The sequence below is a fragment of the Methylobacterium sp. WL18 genome (genome assembly GCF_008040015.1).
Taxonomy (GTDB): domain Bacteria; phylum Pseudomonadota; class Alphaproteobacteria; order Rhizobiales; family Beijerinckiaceae; genus Methylobacterium; species Methylobacterium mesophilicum.
The window spans coordinates 1-2,231 of the sequence record NZ_VRVD01000708.1 but is presented as its reverse complement, the minus strand read 5'-3'; the positions used below and the strand labels follow the sequence as shown (position 1 = coordinate 2,231).

1 protein-coding gene is annotated in these 2,231 nt (G+C 72.7%); it reads left to right on the top strand.

From position 1 onward, the window contains the following. Positions 1–2,137, top strand: a 2,137-nt coding sequence (locus FV228_RS27300) for an EAL domain-containing protein (protein ID WP_147857378.1), incomplete at its 5' end; no start/stop codon positions are given. Positions 2,138–2,231 lie beyond the last annotated feature (94 nt).

Sequence of the window (2,231 nt, the reverse complement as noted above, 5' to 3'; positions counted from 1 at the left end):
GCACCAGGGCGCGCCCTGGGCCGGGGCCGTCGCCGGCCTGGTCCTGGGCGGCGGCATCGCCTGCATGCACTTCCTGGGCATCGCCGGCGTGGTGCTGCCCGGACATTTCGACTGGGATCCGACCCTGGCCGTCGTGGCGGCGACGATCGGCTGCGGCCTCTCCGGCGCGGCCCTGATGGTCCATGGACGCGGCGGCGACGGCCGGACCCGGATGGCCGCCGCCACGATCCTGACGGCGGCCATCGCCGGGCTGCACTTCCTGGCCATGGCGGCGGCTCGCGTGGTCCCGGACCCGGCGCAGGAGACCCTGGATCTCGGCCTCGCCCGCGGTGCGGTGGCGGGCGGCATCGCCGTGATGATGGCAGTGATCCTGGCCTTCGCGGCGCTGGCGCTGATGCTGGACCACCTGCGCACCATCAACGCGGCGCTGGCCCGCCAGGGCCTCGCCCTGCGCGAGAAGACCCTGCTGCTCGACATGACCCTGGACAGCATGGACCAGGGGCTGATCCGGGTGGACGGGCGCGGCACGGTTCAGGTGTGCAACGAGCGCGCCCTGGCGCTCCTCGACCTGCCGCGCGCGATGATGCTGGGGGCCCCGAGCTACAAGGCCGTCCTGCGCCATCAGCTGCGCCACCGCGAGCACAACCGCACCGACCGGTCGTACCGGGACTGGATCGAGCGCGGCGGTCCGGAGCAGGCGCATGTCCACGAGCGCGTGCGCCCGAACGGCCTGGTGCTGGAGATCCGGACCGTGCCGCTGCCGGACGGCGGCTTCGTGCGGACCTTCACGGACATCACCCAGCGCAAGGCCGCGGAGGCCGAGGTCGCACGGCTGGCGCGGCACGACATCCTGACCGGCCTGCCGAACCGCGGCCTGTTCCGGGAGCATCTCGACGGGTGCCTCACCGAGATCGCAATCCGGGGCGGCACCGCTTCGGTCCTTTACCTCGACCTCGACGGCTTCAAGGGCGTGAACGACACGCTCGGCCACCAAGCCGGCGACGACCTGCTGCGCAGCGTGGCGGACCGGTTGCGGTCGTCGGTGGGGGACGGCGTCGTGGCGCGCCTGGGCGGCGACGAGTTCGCCGTCCTGCTCACCGGCGGCCCCGAGGAAGCCGTCACGGTCGCCGAGCGCCTGACCGGCCTGTTCGCGGCGCCGCTCCAGGTGGGCGGGCAGCGGATCGGCGTCGGCCTGAGCGTCGGCATCGCGGTGGCGCCGGAGCACGGGGTGAGCGCGGAATGCCTGTACCGGCGCGCCGACCTCGCGCTCTATCGGGCCAAGGCCGAGGGCCGGGGCACCTACCGGGTGTTCGCGGCCGACATGGACGAGGAAGCGGAGGAGCGCCGGGTGCTGGAGAGCGACCTGCGGCAGGCGATGGCCGACGAGGCGCTGAGCCTGCACTACCAGCCCCAGGTCGACGGCGCGACGGGCGTACTGGTGGGCTTCGAGGCGCTGGTGCGCTGGACCCATCCGGTGCGCGGCCAGATCCCGCCCGGGGTGTTCGTCCCCCTGGCCGAGGAGACCGGGCTGATCATCGCGCTCGGCGACTGGGTGCTGCGCGAGGCGTGCCGCGAGGCCGCGACCTGGGCGCCGTCGCTCAAGGTCGCGGTGAACCTGTCGCCGCGGCAGTTCCAGAAGCCGGACCTGCCCGAGACGGTGCTGGCCGTGCTGGCCCAGACTGGCCTGTCGCCCGACCGGCTGGAATTGGAGGTCACCGAGAGCGTGATCATCAACGACATGGCCCGGGCGATCAACATCCTGCGGCGCCTGAAGAGCTTCGGCGTCCGGATCAGCATGGACGATTTCGGCACCGGCTACGCGTCGCTGGCGACCCTGCAGGCCTTCCCGTTCGACAAGATGAAGATCGACCGCTCGTTCGTGGCGCAACTCGGCGTCGATCCGCAGGCGGCCGTGATCGTGCGCGCCGTGCTGAGCCTCGGCCGGAGCCTCCGGATGGGGGTCGTCGCCGAGGGCGTCGAGACGCCCGCGCAGAGGCGGTTCCTGGCCGACGAGGCGTGCGGGGAGATGCAGGGCTACCTGTTCGGCAAGCCGCGCCCGATCGGCGACTACGCCGAGATGCTGTGTTTTCCGGACCACTCCGAAGAGATGGCGCCCGTCGCCCGGGCGCGGGCCTGACGCACCCGCGCCGTTGAAGGATCCGACGATGCACGGCCCGGAACGCCAACCTGCAAGACAATCCGCCGCGGCGCCGGGCCGGGCGGGAATGGCC